The following is a 20,487-nucleotide window of genomic DNA, read 5'->3' on the forward strand; positions in this document are numbered from 1 at the left end:
CGGCAACCACCGTCCATACGTCGAGAGTGGATCTGCTGTGGGTACGATGCGGTGATCTAGGCCCCTTCAGACGACCCCTCCGATAGGAGCCCGGCATGGCCAGCCCGGATCCCGACGTCATCGCGAAGCTTGAGCCCGACGTACCGCGCGTCGCCCGCAAGCCCTGATCGGCCGTGACGACGGTGAATCCACTGACCCAGCTGTCCCTGGCCGAACTACAACGACGCACAAGCGTCAAGTGGCGGCAGTACGCCGATGACGTGCTGCCCCTGTGGGTGGCCGAGATGGACGTGCCGTTGGCCGCGCCCGTCGCCGAGGCGCTGCACGACGCGGTCGGGCGCGGTGACACCGGATACGCCTGCGGAACGAACTACGCCGAGGCGCTCGGCGATTTCGCGGCCCGGCGGTGGGGGTGGTCCGACCTGCCGGTCGACCGCACGACCCTGGTCCCGGACGTGATGCTCGGCATCGTCGAGGTGCTCCGGCTGCTCACCGCTCCCGGCGACGCGGTCGTGGTCTGCGCACCGGTCTACCCGCCGTTCTACGCCTTCGTCAGCCACGCCGACCGGCGGGTGATCGAGGCACCGCTCGGTGCGGACCAGCGGATGGACCTGGCGGCGCTGGACGAGGCGTTCCGCCTGGCCCGCGCGGACGGCCGCCGGGCGGTGTTGCTGCTGTGCAACCCGCACAACCCGACCGGTGTCGTACACCGACGTGACGAACTCGAAGCGGTCGCCGACCTGGCCGGCCGGTACGGGGTGCGGGTGGTCTCCGACGAGATCCACGCTCCGCTGGTGCTGCCCGGGGCGCGGTTCACTCCGTACCTCACGGTGCCCGGCGCCGAGGACGCCCTGGCCGTGCTGTCCGCCTCCAAGGCGTGGAACCTGGCCGGGCTGAAGTCGGCGCTGGTGGTGGCGGGCCGGCAGGCGGTCGCCGACCTGCGACGGATCCCGGAGGAGGTCAGCCACGGGCCGAGCCATCTCGGCGTCATCGCGCACACCGCCGCCTTCCGCGACGGCGACGAATGGCTGGACCGGCTGCTGGCCGGTCTCGACGACAACCGTGAGCTGCTGGGGGTGTTGCTGGCCCGGCACGCGCCGACCATCCGGTACCACCGTCCCGAGGGCACCTACCTCGCCTGGTTGGACTGCGCCGCACTCGGCATCGACAGCGGCCCGGTCGGCGACGAGCCGGGTGTGGTGACCGACGTCGCCGGGCCGGCGAGGCTGTTCCTCGACCGTGGGCGGGTCGCCCTCAGCTCCGGGCATGTCTTCGGCACCGGCGGTGCCGGCTTCGTACGGCTCAACTTCGCCACCTCCCCGGACATCCTGACCGAGGCGGTGACCCGGATGGGCCGCGCCGTCACCGAGCACCACACGCCGGCCGGTTAGTGCGGTGTCCCGGAACGTTGGCGGTGTCGCGGCGGCCGTCGCGATGATCCGCGGGTGTCAGTGCGCGCCGGGCTGCATCGCGGCGGCAGCCTTCGCGGCTACGGCGAGCGGGGCAATGAGCGGTCGATCGAGTAGTTGACCGAGGTCGGGGCTGGTGTTGTCGAGGAAGCCGTGCCGCACGCTTGTGGCGATCGAGGCGAGCATCGGCGGCTGGAACGGCAGGAGTGTGTCATCGGCGAGTAGCTGTGCGCGGTACTCGTCCAGCCCGATGGTGCGGTGCGCGACGCCGAGATGCTCAGCGATCTCAGCGGCGGTGATCTGGTCGCCGACCAGGTCGTAGATCCGGCCGGCGTGCGCGGTCGCGTCGGTTGCGACGATTGCCGCAGCGGCGGCCAGATCCGCTCGCGCCACCGCGGAGAGCGCGCCGTCGCCGAACGCCGATTCCAGTCCGTCGGGCACCCAGGTCAGCAGCGCACCGAAGAGTTCGGCGTAGAGCCCGTTGCGCAGGACGGTCCAGCCGAGCCCGCTCGCTCTGATCATCCGCTCGGTGGCGCGGTGGGCGAGCGCGAAACCGAGGTGGTCCCCGACACCGGTCAGGCTGGTGTAGACCACGTGGCTCACGCCGTCGCGGATCGCGGCGTCGAGAACAGCCCGGTGACGAACGATGACCCGGTCGTCCTCGGCGTACCCGGCCGAGACGAGGACCAGCGTCGAGACACCGGTGAGCTCGAGGCTCGCGGGTTCGTCGAAGTCGAGGTGACGCTGTGCGGCCGAGGGGGTGCGGCTGGCCCCCAGGGCGGGCACGTCCCGCTCGGCCAGTTCCCGCAGCGTGAGCGAGGCCAGTTGTCCGTTCGCGCCCGTAACCATGATCATTTCGGTTCAGTCTCCCACTGTGGTTCTTCTCAGTAACTACAGTGGGAATCCTGAATCGGCCTGGTTCGGCCCACAAGGAGGCAGTTTCGTGTCACCGACGCACACGGAGGTAACCCACCGCGCCGCCGAACTCGAACCCTGCGGGCAGGCGGATCACCCCGACTGCGGGATCCGCGACGTCCTCGACCGGATCGGGGACAAGTGGTCGGTTCTCGTGATCGTCGAACTCGCGGGCGGACCGCGGCGTTTCCGGGAACTCCAGCGCGCCATCGACGGGATCTCCCAGCGGATGCTGACCCTCACGGTGCGCCGGTTGGAGCGAGACGGCCTCGTGCGTCGTACCGTCTATCCCACCGTGCCCGCCTGGGTCGACTATCGCCTCACCGAGACCGGCGCGAGCCTCACCCACCTCGTCAAGGCACTCACCGACTGGTCCCTCCAGCACCGCGACACCATCGCCCAGGCCCGACAGGACTACGACAGCGAACACCCCGGCCACGAGATCCGATGACCCCGCGGCGTCGTCGACGCGCCGACCCGGCCCGTGCCGGCGTGGCCGACCGGCGCGGCACGGTCAGGCGAAGAACCCGTCGCGCAGGTTGATGCGGTGTTCCAGCCACGCCTTCAGGCAGCAGAGCATCTGGGTCCAGCCCTGGCAGTTGCCGTACGAGGCCTCCTGGCCCTCCGGAGTGGGTCGCCACCCCTGCTCGGCGATGGTGACCAGGGTCCGATCGGCACCGAGTGACTCGAACTCCATGGTGACGGTGGTGAAGTAGGACGCGCCGGCGACCGGTTCGTCGTTTGTGGACTGGGCACCGTCGGCCGCCTCCCAGCGCAGCACGATCCGCCGGTCCTGCTCCACCTCGACCACCTCGACCGGGAAGGCTCCGGGGAAGTCGGCGAAATCCCAGGTGACGGTGGCACCGGTGACCAGTCGGCCCTTCGCGCCACCGGTGGTGAAGTACCGGGAGAGCTGGTCGGGATCGACCACCGCCTCGAACACCTCGTGCACCGGACGGCTGATCCGTCCCGCGATCTTGAATCGCAGGTCCATGACGGTCCCCTCTCGCATCGTCGACATGTTGTATCTTTATAACATGTCGAGTCGTGGTGGAGAACGCGCCAGCCCGGAGCCGGTCGACGAGGACCGCGTTTTCAAGGCGCTGGCATCGTCGACCCGGCGGCAGCTCCTCGATTCGCTCAAGGACCAGGCCCGGACCACCGGCGATCTCTGCGAACGGTTCCCGCACCTGGACCGCTGCACGGTGATGCAGCACCTGCGGGTGCTGGAGGCGGCCGGGCTGGTCATCGCCCAGCGCAAGGGCCGCGAGCGGTGGAACCATCTCGACCCACTACCGATCAAGCACATCCACGACCGGTGGATCGGTGACTACGCCAGCGCCGCGGTGGGCATGCTGGCCGCCCTCAAGAGCGACCTCGAAAGCGGTACGCCGTAGTCGCGGCAGCCGCTTCGATCACCGCTGGCCAGTACCCCCTGGGCAATTCGGCGACTTGCGGCAAAGATGGGTGCGGTGACTGTCGTACGTGGCCTTGATTTCGATGTGTCCCGGGCCCTCGGGGCCGTCGCGGCGCTCCTGACCGGACCGATACCGTCCGAAGGCAGCCCCACCTCGGTCGAATCCGACCCGCACACCGGCGAATGGCTGGCCACCCGCGCGGCCGGCTTCGTCCTCGTGCCGCTGTGGGAGGGCCCGGACCTCAATGGCCTGCGTGACCCGGAGTGGACCGAGCAACTGGAAGCCGGTGACCGGCACCTGGACACCCTGGCCCGGACGTTGGACGGGCAATGGGGCCCACACCGGGTCCTCACCGTCGACTACCTCATCCGGAACCCACAGGCGGACCGCCCGCCGGTCTACGAGGCACTACTTCGTCAGGATCTCTACGGCGACCTGCACGTCTGGACGCCCGACCAGGCGCCGGACCGACGCCTGGCCCTCGTACTCGGGCACAGCGACGGCGACCAACCGCTCACGCTCGCCGCGCTTGTCACCGCCGGCCCTCTCCCCGAACTGCCCGCCTGAACAGCATCGGCAGGCATGCTGACCGGTCACTTCCCGACCAGTTTGTCGATCTCGGGAGCGATCGCGACGGTGCCCGCGTACCCGGTGACGAGCAGGCCGGTGTGCGACACCGACACGTTCAGATTGGTGGGGATGAGCGACAGGACCCCGATCGGCAGCATCTCCATGGCGACGTAGCAGAACGCCGAGATGGAGAGCGCGACCAGCGCCCCGATCGACCGCGGCGAAGCGGATGTCACGGGCTCCGGTGGCCTTCACGACCGCCCTGCGGTCCGGTTCCGGCGGTCGGCGACGGCATCCCGCGCCGTGGCGTGATCGACGCGATGGCGGCCGCACCGAGGATCAGGGCCGGAATCACGAGATAGACGCCGTCACCGAGGCCGAGGAGCAGCCCCCAGGTCAGCATCGCCATCGCCGCCAGCGTCGTCGTGACACCGACCGCGCGGCCCGCCAGGTCTGCGCCGAGGGGCAACAGGGCGGCGACCGTCGGCACACCCAGCAGGTAGCCGGCGGCGGGGCCGCTGTCCGACACGGTGGCGGGCAGCACGGCGACGACGATCCCCAGCGTCACCCCGAGCGCGAGCAGTCGCAACGACCGGCCGAGGGCGTGCGGCGCGGCGCGCCGACGACTCAGGTAGATGAGCGCTGCCACCGCGATGAGCAGCGCCAGCACTCCGCCGACAGTGGCAGCGACGCTCATGACGATCCCTCCACTTCCATCATTTCCGCGACCGGGTCTCGTTCACGTCGACCCGGGATGACACCTGGCGCTCGCCGGCTTCGGACACGCCGCCCACAACAGCCGCCTGATCGCCAGAGTCGAGCGGGCCGCACGAACCGGCACCCGCCAGTAGGGCCGACGGTCAGCGCTGGGCCGGTGCCCACCACACCAGGTTGGCGGCGACCTGGGCGACCGGCTCGATGATCTCCCAACCCTCGGCGATCAGCCCATCGTCGATCCGCCAGATGTCGACGACCGCAATCTCCGGGCCGGTGTCCGCAAGCCAGCGCCGCGAGTACACCATGACGTGATCACCGTCGGCCAGCACCTGATGAATCTCGACCCGCATACCGGCGAGCGGCACCAGCGCGGCGCGGACGGCGGCGAGCCACTCCCCTCTGCTCGATGTGATCGAACCCGGGCGATGGTGAACGAAGTCGTCACTCAGCGATCGTGCGAGCGCGTCGACGTCACCTGTCTCGATCAACCCCGCCAGCGCCCGTTGGACGATGTTCTTGTTCTCCGTGGTCATGGACGCAGTGTTTACGCATCCGCGACGCCTGTCGATGACATCGGATTTCATGGCGCCCGGCCCATCGATGGGTACGATCCTTGATCGTGCACACGGTCGGGGAACTCCTACGACAGTGGCGACAACGCCGGGGACTCAGCCAACTCGATCTCGCTATCGCCGCGGACGTCTCCGCCCGTCACGTCAGCCTGGTCGAAACGGGCAAGTCCAAACCGAGCGCCGACATGATCCTCCGGCTCGCGGATCAGCTCCACGTGCCGCTACGTGATCGCAACCAGCTCCTGCTCGCCGGCGGCTTCGCACCCCGCTACACCGAGCGTCCACTCCACGACGATGCACTGTCGGCCGCACAGGACGCCATCCGCAGGGTGCTCCGCGCACACGAGCCGTACCCGGCGGTGGTCTTCGACCGCCGCTGGAACATCCTGATGACCAACCGCGCCGTCGACCCGTTCTTCGCACAGGTGGCTCCCGACCTGCTGCGGCCACCGGTCAACCTGGTGCGGCTGGGACTGCACCCGCGCGGGCTCGCCCGCCTGGTCGTCAACCTGGCCGACGTACGCGCGGTGTTCCGCACCCGGATCTCACGCCAACTCGCCACCGCTCCCGACCCTGGCCTCACCGCGCTCTACGAGGAACTCCTGACGCCCGGGCCGGACGAGGCGTCAGACCAACGGATCGACGGCGACGTCGTGATCCCGATGATCCTCAACGTCGACGGACGGGAACTGCGACTGTTCTCGACCATCACCACGTTCGGCACCCCGATGGACGTCACCATCGACGAGATCGCGATCGAGTCCTACTACCCGGCGGACGCGGAGAGCGCCGCCTACTTCGCCGAGTAGCGTGCCTCCGGTCCGGCCACGTGCCCGCAGCGGTCCGGTCAGGGCAGCGGGGAGACAACCGTGCGGGACGACCCGGTCGAACGACTTCGCGATGCCCTCAACTCCGACGCCCCGGACTGCTTCACCGACGACTACGCCGCGGTCTTCCCGCTGCGGCCTGCGGACGACTTCACCTGCTCGGAGCGCCCGTGAGCCGGCACGCGGTCCCGTGCTGTTGCAGGGGGCACGGCTACGCGGTCGCCGAGTCGGTCTTGCGGACCAGCATGTAGCCGTACGGTGGCTCGCCTTTCTCGAACGGAGTGCTGCCCTGAAAAACCAGGGCGAGCCCGGCGGCGGCGAAGCGGTCCGCCATCTCCCGGGCCGAAAGCCAGTAGCGATCGAAGTCGATGCCGAAGCGGCGATACGGCTGCCGGGACCGTTACGGTGCGCGGTGCCGTCGCCGTGCTTGAAGGCCGCCACCAGGTAGCCGCCCGGCTGCACGACCCGGGCGAGTTCGGCGAACGCGTGAGCCCGGGCCTCGGGCGGAAGGTAGATCAACGAGAACCAGCACACCACCCCGGCCAGCGACGCATCCTCGAACGGCAGCTCGCGCAGGTCGGCGACCTCGTACGCGAAGCCCGGGTTGTCCCGCCGCGCCACCTCGATCATTCCCGGCGAGAGGTCCACCCCGCGCGGCGACAGACCCCGGTCGGCGAGGTACGGCAGAAGTCGCCCGGTGCCGCAACCCACATCCGCGACCTCCGGCCCCACCGCCAGGGTCAGCTCGGCGAACAGGTCGAGCATCGCCCGCTCGATCGGCATCCGCTCAAGCGCCTCGGCCACGTTCTTCGCGTACCACTCCGACAGCACGTCGTGCGCGTGCCGCAGCTCCTCGGTCCTGTCGTCCATTCCCGGTTGCCCTTCCGTCGACCGCCGTCGTGGCGGCGAATCTACCGCCGGCCCAGGACCGGCACGGAAGGCGGAGATCGCGGCCGACTGCCTAGCGGAGGCGCAGTCCTTCGGTGAGGAGTCCGACCATGCGACGCGCGTCGTAGCGGGGGTTGTGGTCCGCGCCGATGCAGAGATTGCCGACGCCACGCAGCAGTTCGTAGGCATCCATGTCGGGGCGGATCTCGCCCGCTGTGGCAGCAGCATCGAGCAGCCGGGCACACACGGGGACGAGGCGGTCGATGAAATAGGCGTGCAGGGTCTCGAAGGCGGCGTCGTCGGACTGCAACGCCTCGGCAAGGCCGTGCTTGGTCACCAGGAAGTCGACGAAGAGGTCGATCCAACGCACCAGGGCGGCGTGCGGTGTACTGCTGTTCGCCAGCAGTGTCGGACCAGCCTCAGCACATGCCTCGACCTGGTGCTGGTAGACCGCGACGATGAGATCGGCTCGCGTCGGGAAGTGGCGGTAGATCGTGCCGATGCCGACGCCGGCCCTGGCGGCGATGTCGCGCACGGGCACATCGACGCCGGAAGTGACGAAAGCCGCGGCGGCCGCGTCCAGCAGTGTCTCCTCGTTACGCCGGGCGTCCGCACGCTTCCGCTTGGCTGACGACCCTGATCCGCTGTCGGTGCCGACCACTGCGCGTTACCTCCGCCACTCTACTTGCCATGCGGAACCGTGTTCCGTATGTTGGCTAACGGAACAAGGTTCCGCTCAACCAGCATACTGAACAGGCGAGCCAGGACCCAAGCCGAGCCTCGCAAACCACTTCACCTCCCAAGGGGGACAAGTCATGCAGTACCGCACTTTGGGCCGCACCGGTGTGCAGGTCAGCACCCTCGTGCTCGGCGCGATGAACTTTGGGAAGATCGGCAACACCACGCAGGAGGAAGCAACCGCCATCGTCGATGCGGCCCTCGATGCGGGGATCAACCTCATCGACACCGCCGACGTGTACAGCGGCGGCCAGTCCGAGGAGATGATCGGCAAGGCCATCGCCGGTCGCCGCGACGACGTCGTGCTGGCTACGAAGGCGAGCTTGCCGATGGGCGACGAGCGCAACCATCGGGGCGGTTCGCGCCGCTGGTTGGTCACCGCGTTGGACAACAGCCTGCGCCGGCTCGGCGCCGACCACGTGGATCTTTACCAGATCCACCGGTGGGACCCGAGCACGAGCGACGAGGAGACGCTGTCAGCGCTGACCGACCTACAGCGGGCGGGAAAGATTCGGTACTTCGGCTCGTCGACCTTCCCCGCCTATCGCATCGTGCAGGCGCAGTGGGCCGCCCGGGAGAACCATCTGGGCCGGTATGTCACCGAACAGCCCAACTATTCGATCCTGCAGCGTGGGGTCGAGACCCACGTGCTGCCGGTGACCGAGGAGTACGGCATGGGCGTGCTCGCCTGGAGCCCACTGGCGTCGGGATGGCTGTCTGGCGCGATCCGTGCCGGCCAGGAAATCAGCACCAACCGCTCGGGCTTCATGCAGCAGCGCTACGACATCAGCATCCCCGCCAACCGCGCCAAGCTCGACGCCGTCGAGCAGCTCGCCACAGTAGCCGACGAGGCCGGCCTCAGTATGATCCAGCTCGCGCTCGGATTCGTCACCGCGCACCCCGCCGTGACCAGCGCGATCATCGGCCCTCGCACGATGGACCACCTGCACGCTCAGCTCGCCGCCGCGGACACCGTGCTCTCCGCCGACGTGCTCGACGCGATCGACGCGATCGTCGATCCCGGCGTCGACCTCGCCGCACACGAGAAGAACGACACGCCGCCCGCCCTGCTCGACTCGGCGCGGCGACGTCGCTGATCGCTCGTCACGTCAGGCACGCGCCGGCAGGCGTACCCCTGCTCGGTGCGTCGCAGGGTGGCCCTTCAGAAAGGACGAACGGACCCATGCCGCGAACACCCCTGCCTCGATTCGGAATCATGACCGCCCCGTCACAGGTCGACTACCACGACGTCCTGCGGGTCTGGCGCGAGGCAGACACCATCCCGGAGATCGAGCACGCGTGGCTGTTCGATCACCTCATGCCGATCGGCGGCGACCCGAACGGGCCGACCTACGAAGGCTGGACCCTGCTCTCGGCCCTCGCCGCACAGACCCGACGACTGCGCCTCGGCCTGCTCGTGACCAGCAACCGCATCCGCCCGCCCGCGATGCTGGCCAAGATCGCCGCGACCGTGGACATCGTCTCCGACGGACGGCTCGACTTCGGTATCGGCGCGGGTTCACGACCCAGCCACCCGCTGGCCCGGCGCGAGTATGAAGCACACGGCCTGCCCTTCCACGACGCGGCACACGCGGTGGGAAGCCTCGCCGAGGCGTGCACCGTCATTCGCCGGCTGTGGACCGAGGCCGAGCCGTTCGACTTCCACGGGACCTACCACCGTCTCACCGGAGCATTCTGCAACCCCAAACCCGTCCAGCGCCCCCATCCACCGATCCTCGTGGGCGGACGCTCGGCAGCCGTGCTGCGCGTGGCGGCCGAGCACGCCGACCTGTGGAACATCCCCGGCGGCGACATCGACGACGCCGTCCGTCGCAGCGCACTGCTGGACCGCTACTGCACCGAGATCGGGCGCGACCCCGCCTCGATCACCCGATCCATCGTCCTGCCGGTCTCCTACGAGCAGCCCGGCATCAACCAGGAGGCAATCGGCAGAGCGATCGACGCCGGCTTCCAGCACATCGTCCTCGGACTGCCCGCGCCCTACCCCGCCAACGTCGCCCAGTGGGTCACCGACGAACTCATCACCACGCCCGCCCAGTAACCCAGCCGCAGCGCGAACCTCCGCATCGCGGTTATCCGGCCGTTGCCGTGCGAGTCGTTTCAAGGACGTGTCGTGGTGCAGGTGACGGCGGTCAGCTCGGTGCGGACCGGAGCGTGTCCACGACCGAGCGCCGGGTGGCGAGCATTGCGGGGATGGCGGTGAGCGCGGCGATGGCGAGTAGGACTCCGAGTGCCGTGGCGAGCAGCCAGGCAGTGGGCGGGTACTGGATCTCGGCACGGCTGACGAACGTGAGGAGCCCGAGGCCGGACGGGATCCCCGCCACGACGCCGGGTACGGCGGGCAGCAGTTGCGCTACCGCCAGGCCCAGGCCGGCCTGCGCGGGCGTGGCACCGAGCGTCCGCGCGACGGCCAGTGGCTGCCGGGCGTCGAGGACCGCGGTCCAGGTGCTCACGACGGCGTTGATGAGCGCAAGGATGCAGAGCACGACGATGACGACGAGCAGGGCCTGGTCCATTCGCTCGCTGCGGGGGTTGGCGAGCTCCGTGTAGCCGAGGTCGAAGTGCTCCACCCGGGTGCGGATCACGAGTACGGCGACGAGTGCGGTCGTGGTGATCAGGGCGTTCACGGTGACCAGCCGGGCCCGGCGCGGCCGGCGGGCGTTGATCCGCACCCCGATCAGCAGGGCGGTGGGCAACTGCCGCGACAGCCAGATCCGCCATTGCCGGCGCTGCGGTGGCGTCGCGGCGTCGGACAGTGCGTGGACGGTGCTGGTGGTGGCGGCGCGTATCACCGGTACCAGGGTGGCCGTCACGGCGATCGCGAGGGCGAGGACCGTGGCTGCGACCACCGTACGCAGCGCGGGCGGCTGGGCGTTGACCGAGCCGATGAGTCCGACGCTGGGGCGGATCAGCACGGGTGCGGCGGACCAGCCCACGGCCACGCCCGTCGCGCCGGCGGTGAGCCCGATGACGAGGTACTCGGCGAGATGGACGGCGGCGATCACGGCCGGTCCGGCACCGACGGCCTTGAGCAGCCCCACCCGGCGTCGCTGGCCGATGATCCGGCCCGCGACGATGCCGGCGACTCCGGCCAGCGCGAGGCCGCTGAGCAGCCAGCTACCGACGAGCAGCGCCATCTGCGCGTCCTGGTACAGCCGGCCGTTGAGCTCGCCGATCCACTGCCAGGTGGCCACGTGTGGGCCAACGCCGTAGCTGGCGCTGTCCGCCGGGTCGGTGAGTTTGAGGTTCAGGGTGTACGACAGCGGCTCACCGCCCGCAAGCGTGGCGATGTCGCCGCGCTCGACCCAGACCAGGCCGCCGCGCTCGATCAGGACGCTGCCGGAGTAGTGCCACCCGGCGTACGGATACGTCGGTCTCGCGGCGGTGACCGCGGTTCCGGTCACGCGTAGCGGATGGCCTTCGATGTCGACGGTGTCGCCGACGCGGATGCCGAGGGCGTCAGCGAAGGCGCTCTCGACGACCACGCCGCCCGGGCGTACCCAGGTGCCGTCGGTCATCGCCGGCCGGTTGATCGAGTCCGGTGCGATGTCCCGGCCCTCGACGACGGCGTGGGCGGAGATGCCGGCGGCCGTCATGGTCAGGTAGGCGATCGGGAAGGGACCGCTGTGATCGGCGACGCCGGCCGCGTTCGGCAGTGGTGCGAGTTCGTCCAACGCGGCCTGACCGGTGGCCAGGGGTGTCATGATCACGTCCGGTCCGGCGGTGGCGGCCCGGGTCTGCTGGTACGGCCGGTCGGCGATCTCGTTGAGGTTGAGGCCGAGGGTCAGCGTGGCGGTGGCGGCGGTGATGGCGACCAGGAGCAGAAGGGTCTCGGTCCGACGGCGGCGCAGGTCCCGAATCAGCAGCCGGCAGACGAGCAGAAGGCGGCCGGACATGTCAGCGCCGCCAGCCGTAGACGTTCCCGATGGGGGCGGCGAAGCGGTTGTCGTCGGCGAACGCCCCGTCACGCATCGAGATCACCCGGTCGGAGACAGCGGCGATGCGGGCGTCGTGGGTGACCACCACGAGGGTCTGCCCGGCGGTGTGCAACTCCTCGAACAGCCGCAGCACCTCCAGGGTGGCCGCACTGTCCAGATTGCCGGTGGGTTCGTCGGCGAGTACGATCAGTGGCTCGTTACTCAAGGCGCGGGCGATCGCAACCCGCTGGCGCTGCCCGCCGGAGAGCGCCGAGGGCAGGTGGGCGGCACGGTCGGCCAACCCGACCCGGTCCAGCAGGTACATCGCCCGCCTGCGGGCCCGCCCCGGTGAGCGGCCAGCCAGTAGCGCCGCCAGCTCGACGTTCTCGACCGCAGTGAGCTCGTCCATGAGGTGGAACGACTGGAAGACGAAGCCGATGCGGTCCCGCCGCAGCCGGGCCAGCGCCCGTTCAGTCAGCGTGTCGATCCGGTTTCCGGCCAGCCACACCTGCCCACAGGTCGGGCGTTGCAGCCCGCCGAGCAGGTGCAGCAGCGTGGACTTGCCGCAGCCGCTCGGGCCCATCACCGCCAACGTCTGCCCGGCGGGCACGTCCAGGTCGACCTCGTCGACCGCCCGTACGAGCGTGTTGTTCGAGCCGTACCGTTTGGTCAGCCCACGTGCCCGCAACGCCATCGAACCGGTCACGCCTCCGCCTCCCGCGCCGTCCGATCACGATCGGTCCACATTCGCTCGCATGCCTCGAGCCACTCCAGGTCGGCCCGCAGCCGTAGCACCACACCCTCCAGCAGCACCCCGGCGACCGGATCCACCGACCTGTCCAATGCGGCGAGCTGCGTATCGCGCAGCCGGCGCAGTACCTCGCGCCGCTGTGCGTCGACAAGTGCCACGGGATCGGCCAGCCGGCCAGCCGCGGCGGTCACCAGCTTCAAATGGAACTCCGTAAGGTCCGGCTTCGGCCAGCTCACCTCGGCCAGCCAACCGGCGACCCGTTGCTGTCCGGCCGGGGTCAGCGCGTAGACCCGGCGGTCGGGCCGGTCCGGCAGGCCGTCGGCCCGCTCCGAGGTCACCAGTCCGGCCTTGCCCAGCCGGGCCAGCGTCACGTAGACCTGCCCAGCGTTCATCGCGTCGCCCAGCGGGCCGAGTGCGTCACGCATCCGGCCGCGCAGTTCGTACCCGTGCGCTGGCTCCTTTGCCAGCATGGCCAGCACCACGTCCTGCACCCCAGGCACATCCCTTCGTTCCGGACCGCTCATAGATAGCCGTTAGCTATAGGGTTGTCAAATCCGCGCGGCGGGCGTACGGACCCAGCCGCTACCAACCTGAGCGGCTGTTCTACCTCTGCACTCGCAGGTGTACGCCGAGACTCCGCGCCGACCGGCCGAGAGCATCAGGGACTTCTACCGACGCGACGGAACAGTTGCCCGGGCCAGGCTGATCCCGATTCGGCGACCACCGTGACGACGCCGCGTCGATCCGCCACATCACGAGCGCAGAGTGCCAATCAGCACGCAGAGTAACGACGCTGCTCCTGCAGGGCGAGGCGACCGTGCAGCGCATGGCGCGCATGAACCCCAGTGAGCGCGCCTCGGCACCCGAGGACGCCGAGGAGGTGATGTCCTTCCTGGCCGGTCCCGGGCGCTGGGTCAACGGCCAGATCGTCTACGCCAACGGCGGGGCCGCCTGAGCCCAGCGAAGACGGCGATCCGCGTGCCGAGGATTTGCTCAGCCTTCGGATACGACAGCGGAGAGCCAGTCCTCGACCGGGGTGAGCGGGACGGGTGCGGGGCGTTGGACCGCCGTGGTCAGCTCGATCCGCCGGCCCTCCGCGGCCGACCGGAGCAGGCTGGTCATGATGTCGAGTACGTGCAGCCCGACCTCGCCGCTGGCCCGTGGCGGACGCGTATCGTCGGCCCGGACCAGGTCGATCAGGCCGACCCCCCGGGCGGCGGCGACGTACCCGGCCCGCGGTTCGACTGTGCGCCATTCAGGGCCGTCGAGCGCGAGGTGGCGGACCTCGCCGCCGAAGTTGTTCGGATCGGGTACGGCGAGGGTGCCCTCCTCCCCCTGCACCTCGATCGGCACGGCCGTCGTCGCGACACCGTCGAAGGTGGTCGTGAGCGTGCTCAGGGCACCACCCTCGTGTTCCAGCACACCGCTCACGTGGGTCGGCACCTCGACCGGGATCCGCTGCCCGAGCCGGGGGCCCGAGCCAATGACCCGGCTGTCACGCAGGCGGCTGGCCGCTCCGATCACCGCCCGGACCGGCCCGAGCAGGTGGACCAGCGCGGAGATGTAGTACGGCCCCATGTCCATGAGTGGGCCGCCGCCCGGGGCGTAGTAGAAGTCGGGGTTGGGGTGCCAGCGCTCGTGTCCCGGAGTAACCATGACGGCCGATGCGGAGAACGGGCGGCCGATCAGCCCACCGTCGATCGCCGCGCGGGCGGTCTGCGTACCGGTGCCCAGAACGGTGTCCGGCGCGCATCCGACGCGGACGCCGGCCGACGCCGCCCGGTTCATGAGCGACCGGCCCTCCGGGAGCGTGACGGTGAGCGGCTTCTCGACGTAGACGTGCCGGCCGGCGTCGATCGCCGCGTTCGAGATCTCGGCGTGCGCCGCCGGGATGGTCAGGTTGAGCACCGTTTCCACGTCGGGGTGGTGGAGCAGTCGCTCGACACTGACCGCCTCGGCGCCGGGAATCGTGGCGGCGGCCGCGTCGGCCCGGGCCGGATCCAGGTCGGCCACCGCGACGACGCGCACGGTCGGATGGTCGGCCAGCGTGTTCAGGTACGCGCGGGAGATGAACCCGAGACCTACGACGCCGACGCCGTGCGGGTCGCCCACACCATTCCCCTCTCGATGACGGTACGGACACTCGGATGCTCCAGCACGTCGAGGCTGTGCCCCGGAGTCGTCACCACGATCCGCCCGGCGCCCCAGTGTCGGGTCCAGATCGCCGGTGAGGTGACCGGCCGGTGCCACGGGTGCCACTCCCGGGTCGGGTGGGTGGTGGTGGCCAGGACGTCGATCAGGTCGTCGTGCAGGACCCAGTACTGTTCGGTGACCAGGTCGAAGTTCTCGATCCCGGCGGTGATCGGATGCTCCCGGCCGAGGTCGGTGATGGTGACCGAGTGAGGCAGGAAGTTGTCTGCCTCTCCGCCGCTGCGGTCGCACGGCTGGACGCCCGGATGGGTGGCGAACTGGCCGCCCACCAGGTGCAGGTAATCCGACGAGGCGCGGAACGAATCGACGATGCCACCGTGCCAGCCGGTGAAACCCGTACCGGCGACGACCGCCGCAGCCAGACCCGCCACCTGCTCCGCGGTGATCTGCGACATCGTCATGCACTGCACGATGAGGTCGGTGTCGGCCAGTTCGGCGGCGTCGGTGTAGACCTCCGTCGACCCCTCCACCCGTACCGCGTATCCGCTGCGTTCGAGGAACGGGATGAACAACTCTGTCGCCTCGACCGGCCGGTGGCCCTCCCACCCGCCTCGGACCACAAGGGCTCTCCGCTGCGTCACACCCACTCCTCCCCCGGTCCCGCCTGGGCCCGCCGTGCGTCGGCCAGGGACTCGACACAGGGCCTAACCGTACCCGGGCCGCCCTCCTGGCTCAGCCCCTCACCCGAGGCGCCGGGCCCGTCTGCCATGCGCAGGAGTAATGGTCGGTGCGGGGCCTCCGGTCGCCAGTTCCGGGCGCTGACAACGCACAGCGTACGGTCTCGGCGGAAACCACGGATATAAGCTGCATGCATGATTGACCCCTGGACCTTGCGGGTGCTCCTGGAGGTCGCCAGCCGGGGTTCGTTCTCCGCCGCGGCCGAGGCGCTGTCCATGACACAACCAGCCGTATCCCGGCAGATCAGCGGATTGGAACGGCGCGTCGGCGTGCCGTTGTTCCGTCGGCTTCCGCGCGGCGTACGGCTCACCCAGGCCGGGCAGACCGCCGTCGAGCTGGCCCGCGACATCCTGGTGCGGACCGACGCCCTGGAAGCCCGGTTGCGCGCCTTCACCAGCCTGACCGGCGGGCAGCTCAACGTGTCGGCCTTCCCGAGCGCCAACGCCCGGCTGACTCCGGAAGCCATTCGGTGCTTCGCCGAGTCCCATCCGGGCGTCGCGGTGAACCTTGTCCGACCGGACGAGGCGGGGCCGCTGGCGGCCATCAGGGACGGCCGGATCGACGTGGCCCTGCTGACCTCGTGGCAATTGTTCGTCGACCCGGCCAGCGCGAAGTACGACCCGTCCGCGTCGCGAGTCACCGACGAAGCGCTGGACGGTCTCGACCTGGTGCCGCTCTGCGACGAACGGCTACACGTCGCCCTGCCGGCCGATCATCCGTTGGCGCAGCGCAATCGAGTGCCGTTGCGGAAACTGAAGGACGAGCGGTGGATCGAGGGCGCCTATCCGGACTGCCTCGGTCCGATCCCGCCGATCGCCGAGGCGTTGGGCGGTCCCCCGCAGATCGCCTTCTTCTGCGACGACTGGAACGGCAAGCAGGCCCTGGTCGCCGCGCGGGCCGGTGTCATGCTCGTGCCGACGCTGACCCAGGCCGCGCTACGGCCGGACATCGTCCTGCGCCCCACCGTTCCGGTCCTGCCGACCCGCCGGTTGTATGCCGCAGCGGCCGCCCCGCCGTTCCGGTCGCCGGCGGCGACCGCGATGATCGAGATCCTCACGGCAATCTGCCGGCAGCCCGTCGAGGCGTGACGACCGTCGGCGACTTCCGGGACCAGGCGGGCGCCACCGCCAGCACCACCGCGGTGACCAGGGTCAGCACCCCGGTGCCCTGGAACAACACGTCGTCCGAGATGCGCGCATCGCCGTCAACGGGATAGAGGTCGTTGATGAGGGTCTGAGCGTCCAGCAGCCGCAGCACGACGAACAGGGCGTGATTGAGCCCACCCTCGAAAAGGCCGACCGCCGCCACCCAGAAGGCGTAGACCAGGGACCAGAAGATCGCGCGAGCCCACCGCATCGTCGATCCGAGCCGATATGCCAGATACGTGACGGCGAAGACGGCGCTGAACACCCCGGCCAGGATGGTCCGCTGTGGGCTGTCGAACCGGAGACCCCCGTACACGTGGTGGACGAACGTCACGAGAAAGAGCACGGTGGTCCAGGTGATGGCGGCTCGGAGCCGGCCGGCTGGCATTCGTTGCATCACTTCTCACCTCCCTCGGGAACAACTGGCAACCGGCCTGCCGACGGCTCGGCCGGGAACGGCAGCGGGTGCTCGTGCACCGCCAGGTCGTGCCGCTGCATCGTCTTCAGGAACTCACCCGCGTCGACGATCTGGTCGATGTGATGCACCCCGGGCGGATAGCGGCGCCCCAGCACGCCGAAGGCGATCTCCGCAGCGACCACACCTGTCGCGTGGCACTCTTGACGGCCCGTCACCGCCGACCACACGTGCCTTCCCCCTCCGTCGGTGGCCGAAGCGTGCACCACGAACCGGTCTCCGCCGAGCCGCAGTCGGCTCGACGCGCCGGTCAGCAGGCGAGCCCCACCCAGCCGGTCCGCCAGCCGGAATGCGCCGACGGCACGCAGCCGGAACAACGCCGCCGTGACGGCACCGGAGTCGAAACAGAGGCGGGTGGTCACCGGGACGCCGAGCGTACGGGTCAAGGTGTACTGGTCCGAGAAGGGAAACGGGTACGCGGTACGCACGCCGAATCCCGGCAGGTCCACCCGAGCCCGTCCCGGCCGCTGGGTCCGGTCGAGCGGGGCCATCAGTCCCGTCACCGTCCACCGGACCGAGTCCGGCCCGTGGTCACCGGCCGCGCCCAACAGGATCGTCACGTCGACGGAGGTCGCGGATGGCAGGCGCCCGGTGCAGCGGCGGGCCAGCACGTTTGTCAGTCCGGGTGCCAGCCCGACGCTGAGCACGGCGGTCGTTCCGGTCCGCTTCGCGGCGGCGTCGAGCCGTTCGATGCCGGCCAGCACGTCGGCCGACGCGCTGATGTCGACATAGGAGACGCCGCGGTCCAGGCACGCGCGGGCCACCGCCTCGTTGCGATGCTCCACACACATGACCACCACGGCGGCGTCGGCCAGCAGCCCGTCGAGACCCCGCAGGTCGTCAAGGTCCAACCGGTGCGGGGTCAGCCGGCCCGGGCCGGTCCGGGCCAGGGCCTCAGCACGCGCCAGATCACGACCAGCGACGACGACCTCGTTCGCCGAATCCCGGGCCAGGGTGGTGGCCACCACCCGACCCACGGCGCCGTAACCGCCGATCACGACGGCCACTCCACGGTCGGTCATTGCCACCTCGCCGCGACCACCCAGTGCCTACCGCTCAGGCGGACACCGGCCCCGAGGCCGTACCTGCTGATCACCACGTCGTGCCGACCGCGGGGAAATGGGTACACCGGCGCATCGCCCTGGTGGAACCGGGCGTCCGTCAGCCCCTCCCGGGCCGCTTCGGCCCGGGCCCGGTCGAGCATCGGCGCTGACAGGTCGATTCCGGCTGCCCAACCCCGGGCACATTGTCGTGCCGCTCTCCGGGTGGTGCGCCCCGTGCCGCACCCGATGTCGAGCACCACGTCGGTGGGGCCGGTTTCGGCCATCCGGAACGGGCGGTCGAGCAGCGCATCGTCGAGGTCCTCCCGCCGATCGTGGTGCTCGGCCCAGTGGGCCCCCTCCGGACCATTCCAGGCCATCGCCTGGTGAGCGTTCGCCACCCGCATCTGATCACCTCTTCGGACGCTGTCCACGGAAGTGAGTGTGTACGGACCCAGCTATGAGCACCACTGCGACTTGGTTGGGTAATCCATAACATCAGTGCATGGCACGGCTCCGCCCCCGTGCCGTGTCACATTTTCTTGGCGACGGTCAGCAGCACCACGGAGTCCTGCAACGCCTCGAGACTGTGCCGGGCGTCGGGGACCAGCAGCAGCTCGCCGGCGCTGCCGTCGCAGCTGGCCGTGTCGGTGGCGAGCCGGACGAGGCCGTGCAGCACGTGCACGGTCGCCTCTCCCGGGTTCTCGTGTTCGTCCAGCCGTTGACCGGCGACGAGGGCGATGACGGTTTGCCGCAACGTCTTGGTGTGGCCGCCGTGCACGGTCTGGGCGCTACGCCCGCTGGACGCGCCCCGCGCCGCGGTGAGCAGTTGGTCGGTCAGGTCGGTCAGCGACGACTTCTGCATGATCTCCCTCTTCTGGTCGATATCTGTCATCAGATCAGGCTTGGATGCTCCGGCGGGGCGCTGTGTCCGCTACGAGGTTTGATTTCTTGTCGACCCGGCTCATCTTGACGGCGGTGTAGACGGCGGCGGCGAGGGCGACGTCGGACAGCAGCATCAAACCGATGGCGTACGAGCCTTCGATGCCGTACACCCAGCCCATGATCAGCGGCGGGACGAACCCGCCCAGGCCGCCCGCCGCCCCGACCACGCCGGTCACCGTGCCGACCTTGTCGGCCGGGGCGACCCTGCCGACGAGGGCGAAGACGGCACCGCTGGCGGCACCCAACAGAGCCGCCATGGCGAGGAGAGCGATCGTGGCGACCGGCATCAGGGGCGGCTGGAACGCCTGAACGACGGCGAACACGGCCGTGCCGGCGAAGCACCAGACGAGTACCGGCACCGGGTGGAGACGGTCGGAAAGCCAGCCGCCGGCCGGGCGGGCGGCCACGGCCAGGACGACGAAGCCGGCGGTTCGCAGCGCCGCGTCGTTGGCGCTCAACTCGTAGGCGGTGCGCAGGTACGCGGGCAGGTAGACGCTGAAGGCGACGAACCCGCCGAAGCCGACCGCGTACAGGAAGCACAGCTGCCAGGTGACGGTCAGCCGACTGACCTCGGCGGTGCGGGCCAGCGCGGACCCAGCCGGGGCGGTACGGCCGGGTGGGTCGCGCAGCAGCAGGAACGCCAGCACGGCGTAGCCGGCGAGGATGGCCGCCACCAGCAGGAAGGGCGTGTTCTCGCCGTAGGCGTCGGCGAGCCGCACGGTGGTGAAGTTGGCGATGGCGGTACCACCGGTGCCAATGCCGAAGACACCGAGCGCGAACCCCTTACGGGCGGGTGGGTACCAGCCGGAGATCAGCGGTACGCCGATGGCGAAGGTCGTACCGCCCAGGCCGAGGAAGAACCCCGTGGCGATCAGCGCCGGGTAGCTGTCCACGACGGTCAGGGTCAGCACCGGCACGACGGTGGCGAGGCTGAGCAGGGGGAACATGATGCGCGCGCCGTACCGGTCGGTGAGCGCGCCGACCGGGACACGGCCCAGCGAGCCGACGATCACCGGCACCGCGACCAGCAGCGACTGGGCGGCGAAGCTGAGCCCGAGGCGCTCCTTGACGCCGGGGCCGAGCGGGCCGAGCAGCGCCCAGGCCCAGAAGTTGACGGTGAAGCCGATGGTGGCGACCACCAGGTTGCGCGTGGCGCCGGGGCGTGGCGCTGCACCGGCCGCGTTCGGCCTCGGCCCTTTGCCGGTTGTGGTCATCTCGTACCTCGTAGTGGGTTGGCCGGCGGCGGTGGG

The 20,487-nt window shown here is 69.9% G+C and carries 26 protein-coding genes and 1 pseudogene; 10 read left to right on the top strand and 17 right to left on the bottom strand.

From position 1 onward, the window contains the following. Positions 1 to 173 precede the first annotated feature (173 nt). The gene (locus tag AB0J93_RS09535; protein WP_363919945.1) at positions 174 to 1,391 is read left to right on the top strand and encodes a MalY/PatB family protein; all 1,218 of its coding nucleotides are present in this window, start codon (positions 174 to 176) and stop codon (positions 1,389 to 1,391) included. 57 nt (positions 1,392 to 1,448) lie between these two features. Here AB0J93_RS09535 and AB0J93_RS09540 read toward each other — a convergent pair whose 3' ends face one another. Continuing rightward, positions 1,449 to 2,264 (bottom strand): NAD(P)H-binding protein, encoded by an 816-nt coding sequence (locus tag AB0J93_RS09540; protein ID WP_363919948.1) that lies wholly within the window; start codon positions 2,262 to 2,264, stop codon positions 1,449 to 1,451. 169 nt (positions 2,265 to 2,433) lie between these two features. On the opposite strand from AB0J93_RS09540, the gene AB0J93_RS09545 reads away from it, so the two are divergent. Further along, positions 2,434 to 2,775: a helix-turn-helix domain-containing protein gene (locus tag AB0J93_RS09545; protein WP_363920243.1), complete on the top strand. Its 342-nt coding sequence runs from the start codon at positions 2,434 to 2,436 to the stop codon at positions 2,773 to 2,775. Between the two features lie 63 nt (positions 2,776 to 2,838). Here the strand turns inward: AB0J93_RS09545 and AB0J93_RS09550 are convergent, their stop codons facing one another. Continuing rightward, the gene (locus tag AB0J93_RS09550) at positions 2,839 to 3,336 is read right to left on the bottom strand and encodes an SRPBCC family protein (RefSeq protein WP_363919950.1); all 498 of its coding nucleotides are present in this window, start codon (positions 3,334 to 3,336) and stop codon (positions 2,839 to 2,841) included. Between the two features lie 25 nt (positions 3,337 to 3,361). Between AB0J93_RS09550 and AB0J93_RS09555 the strand changes: the two genes are divergently transcribed. Both AB0J93_RS09555 and AB0J93_RS09560 read left to right on the top strand, forming a co-directional pair. Beyond that, on the top strand, positions 3,362 to 3,721 hold the full coding sequence (locus AB0J93_RS09555) for a metalloregulator ArsR/SmtB family transcription factor (protein WP_363919952.1): 360 nt from the start codon (positions 3,362 to 3,364) through the stop codon (positions 3,719 to 3,721). 75 nt (positions 3,722 to 3,796) lie between these two features. After that, on the top strand, positions 3,797 to 4,309 hold the full coding sequence (locus AB0J93_RS09560; RefSeq protein ID WP_363919954.1) for a hypothetical protein: 513 nt from the start codon (positions 3,797 to 3,799) through the stop codon (positions 4,307 to 4,309). Between the two features lie 26 nt (positions 4,310 to 4,335). Here AB0J93_RS09560 and AB0J93_RS09565 read toward each other — a convergent pair whose 3' ends face one another. The 3 genes from AB0J93_RS09565 to AB0J93_RS09575 all read right to left on the bottom strand — a co-directional run bounded on the left by AB0J93_RS09565 (position 4,336) and on the right by AB0J93_RS09575 (position 5,562). After that, complete coding sequence (locus AB0J93_RS09565) at positions 4,336 to 4,548, bottom strand: hypothetical protein (protein WP_363919957.1); 213 nt, start codon at positions 4,546 to 4,548, stop codon at positions 4,336 to 4,338. Continuing rightward, positions 4,545 to 5,009 (bottom strand): hypothetical protein, encoded by a 465-nt coding sequence (locus AB0J93_RS09570; RefSeq protein ID WP_363919959.1) that lies wholly within the window; start codon positions 5,007 to 5,009, stop codon positions 4,545 to 4,547. The genes AB0J93_RS09565 and AB0J93_RS09570 overlap by 4 nt, the downstream gene beginning before the upstream one ends. Positions 5,010 to 5,172: 163 nt before the next feature. Next, positions 5,173 to 5,562, bottom strand: a complete 390-nt coding sequence (locus AB0J93_RS09575; protein ID WP_363919961.1) for a nuclear transport factor 2 family protein — start codon at positions 5,560 to 5,562, stop codon at positions 5,173 to 5,175. An 80-nt stretch (positions 5,563 to 5,642) separates the two neighbouring features. On the opposite strand from AB0J93_RS09575, the gene AB0J93_RS09580 reads away from it, so the two are divergent. Beyond that, the gene (locus AB0J93_RS09580; protein ID WP_363919963.1) at positions 5,643 to 6,410 is read left to right on the top strand and encodes a helix-turn-helix transcriptional regulator; all 768 of its coding nucleotides are present in this window, start codon (positions 5,643 to 5,645) and stop codon (positions 6,408 to 6,410) included. A gap of 60 nt (positions 6,411 to 6,470) precedes the next feature. After that, positions 6,471 to 6,602 carry a hypothetical protein gene (locus AB0J93_RS09585; protein WP_363919965.1) on the top strand — a complete coding sequence of 44 codons (132 nt, stop codon included), beginning with the start codon at positions 6,471 to 6,473 and terminating at the stop codon, positions 6,600 to 6,602. Positions 6,603 to 6,639: 37 nt separating this feature from the next. Here AB0J93_RS09585 and AB0J93_RS09590 read toward each other — a convergent pair. Then, positions 6,640 to 7,298, bottom strand: a pseudogene (locus AB0J93_RS09590) (class I SAM-dependent methyltransferase). 91 nt (positions 7,299 to 7,389) lie between these two features. After that, entirely contained in the window at positions 7,390 to 7,977 is a 588-nt protein-coding gene (locus AB0J93_RS09595; protein WP_363919967.1) for a TetR/AcrR family transcriptional regulator, read from the bottom strand. A 154-nt stretch (positions 7,978 to 8,131) separates the two neighbouring features. Here AB0J93_RS09595 and AB0J93_RS09600 point away from each other — a divergent pair, with 154 nt between their 5' ends. Together AB0J93_RS09600 and AB0J93_RS09605 are read left to right on the top strand one after the other, a co-directional pair. Beyond that, positions 8,132 to 9,151 carry an aldo/keto reductase gene (locus AB0J93_RS09600; protein WP_363919969.1) on the top strand — a complete coding sequence of 340 codons (1,020 nt, stop codon included), beginning with the start codon at positions 8,132 to 8,134 and terminating at the stop codon, positions 9,149 to 9,151. 119 nt (positions 9,152 to 9,270) lie between these two features. Continuing rightward, the gene (locus AB0J93_RS09605; RefSeq protein ID WP_363919971.1) at positions 9,271 to 10,116 is read left to right on the top strand and encodes an LLM class flavin-dependent oxidoreductase; all 846 of its coding nucleotides are present in this window, start codon (positions 9,271 to 9,273) and stop codon (positions 10,114 to 10,116) included. Positions 10,117 to 10,207: 91 nt separating this feature from the next. Here AB0J93_RS09605 and AB0J93_RS09610 read toward each other — a convergent pair whose 3' ends face one another. The 3 genes from AB0J93_RS09610 to AB0J93_RS09620 are packed head-to-tail and all read right to left on the bottom strand — an operon-like array spanning position 10,208 to position 13,243. Further along, positions 10,208 to 11,971: an FtsX-like permease family protein gene (locus AB0J93_RS09610; protein WP_363919973.1), complete on the bottom strand. Its 1,764-nt coding sequence runs from the start codon at positions 11,969 to 11,971 to the stop codon at positions 10,208 to 10,210. Between the two features lies 1 nt (position 11,972). Then, positions 11,973 to 12,698 (bottom strand): ABC transporter ATP-binding protein, encoded by a 726-nt coding sequence (locus tag AB0J93_RS09615; RefSeq protein WP_363919975.1) that lies wholly within the window; start codon positions 12,696 to 12,698, stop codon positions 11,973 to 11,975. Further along, positions 12,695 to 13,243 (bottom strand): PadR family transcriptional regulator, encoded by a 549-nt coding sequence (locus AB0J93_RS09620; protein WP_232511119.1) that lies wholly within the window; start codon positions 13,241 to 13,243, stop codon positions 12,695 to 12,697. Before AB0J93_RS09620 ends, AB0J93_RS09615 begins: the two co-directional genes overlap by 4 nt. A 326-nt stretch (positions 13,244 to 13,569) precedes the next feature. Here AB0J93_RS09620 and AB0J93_RS09625 point away from each other — a divergent pair, with 326 nt between their 5' ends. Next, on the top strand, positions 13,570 to 13,698 hold the full coding sequence (locus tag AB0J93_RS09625) for a hypothetical protein (RefSeq protein WP_275415487.1): 129 nt from the start codon (positions 13,570 to 13,572) through the stop codon (positions 13,696 to 13,698). A gap of 38 nt (positions 13,699 to 13,736) precedes the next feature. Here the strand turns inward: AB0J93_RS09625 and AB0J93_RS09630 are convergent, their stop codons facing one another. Then, positions 13,737 to 14,855 carry a Gfo/Idh/MocA family oxidoreductase gene (locus AB0J93_RS09630; RefSeq protein ID WP_363919978.1) on the bottom strand — a complete coding sequence of 373 codons (1,119 nt, stop codon included), beginning with the start codon at positions 14,853 to 14,855 and terminating at the stop codon, positions 13,737 to 13,739. Continuing rightward, the gene (locus AB0J93_RS09635) at positions 14,825 to 15,535 is read right to left on the bottom strand and encodes a ThuA domain-containing protein (protein ID WP_093402804.1); all 711 of its coding nucleotides are present in this window, start codon (positions 15,533 to 15,535) and stop codon (positions 14,825 to 14,827) included. Before AB0J93_RS09635 ends, AB0J93_RS09630 begins: the two co-directional genes overlap by 31 nt. Positions 15,536 to 15,766: 231 nt before the next feature. On the opposite strand from AB0J93_RS09635, the gene AB0J93_RS09640 reads away from it, so the two are divergent. Then, entirely contained in the window at positions 15,767 to 16,720 is a 954-nt protein-coding gene (locus AB0J93_RS09640) for a LysR family transcriptional regulator (protein ID WP_093402567.1), read from the top strand. Here the strand turns inward: AB0J93_RS09640 and AB0J93_RS09645 are convergent. The 5 genes from AB0J93_RS09645 to AB0J93_RS09665 all read right to left on the bottom strand — a co-directional run bounded on the left by AB0J93_RS09645 (position 16,686) and on the right by AB0J93_RS09665 (position 20,451). Next, a complete protein-coding gene (locus tag AB0J93_RS09645) occupies positions 16,686 to 17,174 on the bottom strand; it encodes a hypothetical protein (protein WP_363919981.1) in 489 nt (162 codons plus the stop codon). The two genes, AB0J93_RS09640 and AB0J93_RS09645, sit on opposite strands and share 35 nt — an antisense overlap. After that, positions 17,174 to 18,274 (bottom strand): saccharopine dehydrogenase NADP-binding domain-containing protein, encoded by a 1,101-nt coding sequence (locus AB0J93_RS09650; protein ID WP_363919983.1) that lies wholly within the window; start codon positions 18,272 to 18,274, stop codon positions 17,174 to 17,176. Before AB0J93_RS09650 ends, AB0J93_RS09645 begins: the two co-directional genes overlap by 1 nt. Further along, the gene (locus tag AB0J93_RS09655) at positions 18,271 to 18,699 is read right to left on the bottom strand and encodes a class I SAM-dependent methyltransferase (protein ID WP_363919985.1); all 429 of its coding nucleotides are present in this window, start codon (positions 18,697 to 18,699) and stop codon (positions 18,271 to 18,273) included. The genes AB0J93_RS09650 and AB0J93_RS09655 overlap by 4 nt, the downstream gene beginning before the upstream one ends. A 125-nt stretch (positions 18,700 to 18,824) precedes the next feature. Then, positions 18,825 to 19,187, bottom strand: coding sequence for a cupin domain-containing protein (locus AB0J93_RS09660; protein ID WP_363919987.1), 363 nt, complete (start codon positions 19,185 to 19,187; stop codon positions 18,825 to 18,827). Positions 19,188 to 19,191: 4 nt separating this feature from the next. Then, positions 19,192 to 20,451 (bottom strand): MFS transporter, encoded by a 1,260-nt coding sequence (locus AB0J93_RS09665; protein WP_363919989.1) that lies wholly within the window; start codon positions 20,449 to 20,451, stop codon positions 19,192 to 19,194. Positions 20,452 to 20,487: the final 36 nt, after the last annotated feature.

The sequence above is a fragment of the Micromonospora sp. NPDC049374 genome (assembly GCF_040677165.1).
Classification (GTDB): domain Bacteria; phylum Actinomycetota; class Actinomycetes; order Mycobacteriales; family Micromonosporaceae; genus Micromonospora.

Excerpts from the sequence above, each read along its gene's own strand:
- AB0J93_RS09625 (WP_275415487.1), top strand. The coding sequence starts at position 13,570 with ATGGCGCGCATGAACCCCAGTGAGCGCGCCTCGGCACCCGAGGACGCC.
- AB0J93_RS09610 (WP_363919973.1), bottom strand. The coding sequence starts at position 11,971 with ATGTCCGGCCGCCTTCTGCTCGTCTGCCGGCTGCTGATTCGGGACCTG.
- AB0J93_RS09600 (WP_363919969.1), top strand. The coding sequence starts at position 8,132 with ATGCAGTACCGCACTTTGGGCCGCACCGGTGTGCAGGTCAGCACCCTC.
- AB0J93_RS09575 (WP_363919961.1), bottom strand. The coding sequence starts at position 5,562 with ATGACCACGGAGAACAAGAACATCGTCCAACGGGCGCTGGCGGGGTTG.
- AB0J93_RS09645 (WP_363919981.1), bottom strand. The coding sequence starts at position 17,174 with ATGCAACGAATGCCAGCCGGCCGGCTCCGAGCCGCCATCACCTGGACC.
- AB0J93_RS09540 (WP_363919948.1), bottom strand. The coding sequence starts at position 2,264 with ATGATCATGGTTACGGGCGCGAACGGACAACTGGCCTCGCTCACGCTG.
- AB0J93_RS09555 (WP_363919952.1), top strand. The coding sequence starts at position 3,362 with ATGTCGAGTCGTGGTGGAGAACGCGCCAGCCCGGAGCCGGTCGACGAG.
- AB0J93_RS09640 (WP_093402567.1), top strand. The coding sequence starts at position 15,767 with ATGATTGACCCCTGGACCTTGCGGGTGCTCCTGGAGGTCGCCAGCCGG.
- AB0J93_RS09655 (WP_363919985.1), bottom strand. The coding sequence starts at position 18,699 with ATGCGGGTGGCGAACGCTCACCAGGCGATGGCCTGGAATGGTCCGGAG.
- AB0J93_RS09605 (WP_363919971.1), top strand. The coding sequence starts at position 9,271 with ATGACCGCCCCGTCACAGGTCGACTACCACGACGTCCTGCGGGTCTGG.
- AB0J93_RS09665 (WP_363919989.1), bottom strand. The coding sequence starts at position 20,451 with ATGACCACAACCGGCAAAGGGCCGAGGCCGAACGCGGCCGGTGCAGCG.
- AB0J93_RS09650 (WP_363919983.1), bottom strand. The coding sequence starts at position 18,274 with ATGACCGACCGTGGAGTGGCCGTCGTGATCGGCGGTTACGGCGCCGTG.
- AB0J93_RS09550 (WP_363919950.1), bottom strand. The coding sequence starts at position 3,336 with ATGCGAGAGGGGACCGTCATGGACCTGCGATTCAAGATCGCGGGACGG.
- AB0J93_RS09660 (WP_363919987.1), bottom strand. The coding sequence starts at position 19,187 with ATGACAGATATCGACCAGAAGAGGGAGATCATGCAGAAGTCGTCGCTG.
- AB0J93_RS09570 (WP_363919959.1), bottom strand. The coding sequence starts at position 5,009 with ATGAGCGTCGCTGCCACTGTCGGCGGAGTGCTGGCGCTGCTCATCGCG.